Genomic DNA, 3,887 nt, shown 5'->3' on the forward strand with positions numbered 1-3,887 from the left:
CTGCAGCACCGGCGGCAGGCCAAAAGCCAGCAGCAGTGTCAGCCCCATGCCCAGGCCAAACAATACCGGCCAGATGCCCGGTGCCGGCAAAGCGGATTCAACCAGGCCTGCCAGCAAGGCGACGAAACCATAGTGCACCAGAAAACCCAGCAGCACGCCCAAGGCGCTGGCCAGCAGACCGACCAGCACAAATTCAAAGCTGTAAGCCGCAGCAATGGCGCGCTGCGGCAAGCCCAGCACGCGCAGCATGGCGCAATCGTCCAGATGGCTGGCGGCAAAACCACGGGCGGCCAGCGCCACCGCCACCGCGCTCAGCAGGGCCGCCAACAGGGCCACCAGATTCAAAAACTTTTCAGCCCGCGAGAGCGTGGTACTGAGCTCGGGGCGGCCGCCTTCCAGCGCCTCCACCCTGGCACCGCGCACGGCGTGCGACTCGACCTGCGCTTGCGCCCAGTCGACAAAGCTTTGCACCGCCGGGTCCTCGCCCGCCACCGCGAGTCGGTAACGCAAACGGCTGGCGGGCTGGATCAGGCCGGTGGCCTCAACGTCAGCCTGGTTGATCATGACGCGCGGCGCAAAATTCATGAAGCCCGCGCCACGGTCGGGTTCGTTGACGATGATGCGGCTCACCTTGAACGTGCTGTCGCCCAGCAGCAAATCGCCCCCGAGCGGCACTTCAAGCGCATCCAGCAAGGCGGCATCGACCCAGGCCTGGCCGGGCTGGGGGATGTCGCGGGTCAAGGCGCCGTTTGAATCCGGCTGCTCGCTCACGCGCAAGCGCCCGCGCAGGGGGTAGCCCTCGGTCACCACCTTGAGCGACACCAGCTTGATGCCGCCACCGGCAAGCTCGGGCGCGCGCGCCATGGTCGGGAAACTCAGGTTGATCGTCTGCTGCAAACCCAGGGCCTTGACTTGCGTCAGGAAGGCTTCAGGAATCGGGTTGTCACTGGACACCACGGCATCGCCACCCATCAACTGGCGCGCATCACGCTGCAAACCACCCTTGAGCCGGTCGGCAAAAAAACCCACGGCGGTGAGCGCCGCCACCGCCAGCGTCACGGCCACCATCAGCAAACGCAGTTCGCCGGCGCGCAAATCACGTGTGAGAGAGCGCCAGCCCAATTGCAAAAAAGAGATTTTCATGACGCAACGATAGCGCACTCAGGCAAAAACCGGCGCCCAAGCGATCCAGCAACCCGACGCAGCGGGTGTGTTTGGACGGTTTAAGTTAACAGAACCTTGTCATTGCGAGCGAAGCGCGGCAATCCATGCAGCCCTGGATCGCTGATGCTGGCTCGCGATGACGACTCCTGTTCGGTGTGCTGCATCGCCATACGCGTTCCTGCCAATTCAGGCTGCAATACCAGGCGACTGGCCCCGCTGTAGCAAAGAAACCGCTTGTTGGTGGCCCGCCCAATGGCGCACAGGCCCAGACGCTGTGCCAGATCCAGCCCCATTTGCGTGATGCCGCTGCGCGACACCACGATCGGCACGCCCATTTGCGCGGACTTGATGACCATCTCGCTGGTGAGCCGGCCAGTGGTGTAGAACACCTTGTCGGCCCCACGCATTTTTTCTTTCGTGTTCATCCACATCCAGCCGGCGATGGTGTCAATGGCGTTGTGGCGGCCCACGTCTTCGACAAACACCAACATCTCTGCGCCATGGAACAGGGCGCAGCCATGCACCGAGCCTGAGGATTTGTAGGTGGTTTCCTGCAGGCGGATGGCGTTGACGATGCCGTACAGTTCGGCTTGCGAGAGCGTGGCAGCGGGCAGTGTGATGTTGTCCACTTCGGCCATCAGGTCACCAAAGACACTGCCCTGGCCGCAACCGGTGGTCACCACCCGCTTGGCGGTGCGCGCCTCGATGTCCGAGATGCCCTGGCGGGTTTTGACGGCGGCGGCACCCACCTCCCAATCGACCGTGATGGACTCGACCTCGGCCCTGCTTGCCACCAGGCGCTGGTTGCGCAGAAAGCCCAGCACCAGCAATTCAGGGTGCGCACCCAGCGTCATGAGCGTGACCAGTTCACGCTTGTCCACATAAACGGTGAGCGCACGCTCGGCAGGAATGGACACGGTGTCGGTGTCGCCAAACTCGTTGACGACCAGCACCTCGCGCGTGAGCGGCGCGCGTGCCTGGGTAAGACGGGGCAGCAAGTTCAGGGCTTTTTGGCGGGAGCAGCCGTTGATGCAGCGGGTGCTGCAGCGGCGACAGGTGCCGCATCGGCAGGCATATAAACAAACGGCCCGGGGTCCACACAGGCGTTGGCCGGAGCTGCCTTCTTGTAATGGGCCACCACCTTGTCTTGCGCCTGGCACAGCTTGAAGCCATCTATCTTGCCGGCCCACGCAGCCTTGGCTGCGGCCTCGGCCGCCTTGACCTTGGCTTCATCCGAGAGTTCCGGCGCTGGCAACTTGGCCACAGCCATTGAACTCAGCAAGGCCAGCACGGCGGCAGTACACAGGGTTTTCATTGTCTTTGTCATAAAAGTGTCTCCAGGCCTCTCAAACTTGCACCGTCTTGCCCGCCTGGACGGACGGCGTGGCAACAGGGGTGCGTTGCGCCGGGATTCTGCCGGCCTTGATGTCATCAAGCCAGAGCTTGTGGTGTTGCTCGGCCCAGATTTCGTCCACATAACCCGTCTTCATGCCTTCATAAGCGCCCTTGGTGCCCAGCGTGCCCAGGTAAATGTGACCCATCATCATGACCAGCATCAGCAAATTCGACACCGAGTGGACCATGTGGGCAATCTGCATGGTGCTGCGATCATAAGTCAAGCCGGGCAACAATTTGTCCATCGCCAGACCAGACACCACCACAGTGATGCCGAGCACAAAAACACCGCCCCAAAACACCACTTTTTCACCGGCGTTGTAGCGGCCAGAGTCAATTTCATGGCCCGAAAAAATACCGCCGCCCTTGAGCAACCAGGCCAGGTCACCCTTGGCCGGCAGGTTGTCGCGCATGAAGGTCACGATCACCACCAGCAAAGACACCGCAAACAGCGGTCCGGCAAAGTTATGCGCATTTTTGAGTAAATAGCTCAGCCAGCCAAACAGCGTGACGCCCATGACCGGCAGCAGGAAAAACTTGCCAAAGGCCATCACCAGCCCGGACACCGCCAAGGTGAGAAAGGCCGCCACATTGGCCCAGTGCGCTGACCGCTCGAATACAGAGAAACGCTCAACCAGGCGCCCGGTCGGCTCCCCATGAACCTTGATGGGGCCGATCTTGAAGTGAAACAGGGCAATCGCACCCAGCACGATCAACAGCAGCGCGCCGCCATAGGGAATCAGCCAGTTGTTGCGCACCTGGCGCCAGGCTTCGCCGGCATTGGTCAGGCGTGAGCCGGGGTATTGCACGAAGGGCTGGATCAGCACCCCGGCTTCAGGCGCCTGCGTCACTGGCAAACTGCTGTAGCCGGCCACGCCCGAGTTCACCTGGCGCCACATGGGCGCGTTGTTGCCGGGCTGCACCTTGGCACGCTCGCCATTGGTCTGGTTGGCATAACCAGGCGCCTCGCTGGCATCGGGCTTGACATCCATGATGTTCTGGCTCTGGATGCCCGGCATGACCGCAGCGGGTGCGGCAACGGGATCGGAAGCGGGTGCTGGTGTGGTTTGGGCCACGGCGCTGCCCCAGCACAGGGCCAGCGCAGCAACAACTGAAAAGGCTTTGATCATGGGGGCCTCCTGCTCAGTTCATGCGGGTGTAGTCGTTCTGACCGTACTGGTTGCGCGCCTTGAGTTGCGACTCCCAACTGGCCTTGTCGCCCTGCTTCCAGTCTTGATTGACAAACGCCTTGCCCGTTCCGGTGTAGGCCGCGCTGTCCCTCGTGCTGGTCTCCAGCGCCTGGGGCTGGTCGCCGCAGGCAACCAAAC

General features: G+C 62.3%; 5 protein-coding genes. All 5 read right to left on the bottom strand.

Translation table 11 applies throughout. From position 1 onward, the window contains the following. Positions 1–1,143, bottom strand: a 1,143-nt coding sequence (locus NDI87_RS16840) for an FtsX-like permease family protein (protein WP_366029127.1), incomplete at its 3' end; no start/stop codon positions are given. An 80-nt stretch (positions 1,144–1,223) separates the two neighbouring features. After that, positions 1,224–2,162 (bottom strand): formate dehydrogenase accessory sulfurtransferase FdhD, encoded by a 939-nt coding sequence (locus NDI87_RS16845; protein ID WP_296276736.1) that lies wholly within the window; start codon positions 2,160–2,162, stop codon positions 1,224–1,226. A 2-nt stretch (positions 2,163–2,164) separates the two neighbouring features. Next, positions 2,165–2,491, bottom strand: coding sequence for a hypothetical protein (locus tag NDI87_RS16850; protein ID WP_296276737.1), 327 nt, complete (start codon positions 2,489–2,491; stop codon positions 2,165–2,167). A gap of 19 nt (positions 2,492–2,510) precedes the next feature. Continuing rightward, positions 2,511–3,689, bottom strand: a complete 1,179-nt coding sequence (locus tag NDI87_RS16855) for a formate dehydrogenase subunit gamma (protein WP_296276738.1) — start codon at positions 3,687–3,689, stop codon at positions 2,511–2,513. A gap of 13 nt (positions 3,690–3,702) precedes the next feature. Continuing rightward, positions 3,703–3,885, bottom strand: coding sequence for a hypothetical protein (locus tag NDI87_RS16860; RefSeq protein WP_296276739.1), 183 nt, complete (start codon positions 3,883–3,885; stop codon positions 3,703–3,705). Positions 3,886–3,887 lie beyond the last annotated feature (2 nt).

Origin of the sequence: Rhodoferax sp. (genome assembly GCF_023701345.1) — a bacterium.
Classification (GTDB): domain Bacteria; phylum Pseudomonadota; class Gammaproteobacteria; order Burkholderiales; family Burkholderiaceae_C; genus Rhodoferax.

Coding starts and splice junctions, on each gene's coding strand:
- NDI87_RS16850 (WP_296276737.1), bottom strand. CDS start 2,491: ATGACAAAGACAATGAAAACCCTGTGTACTGCCGCCGTGCTGGCCTTG.
- NDI87_RS16855 (WP_296276738.1), bottom strand. CDS start 3,689: ATGATCAAAGCCTTTTCAGTTGTTGCTGCGCTGGCCCTGTGCTGGGGC.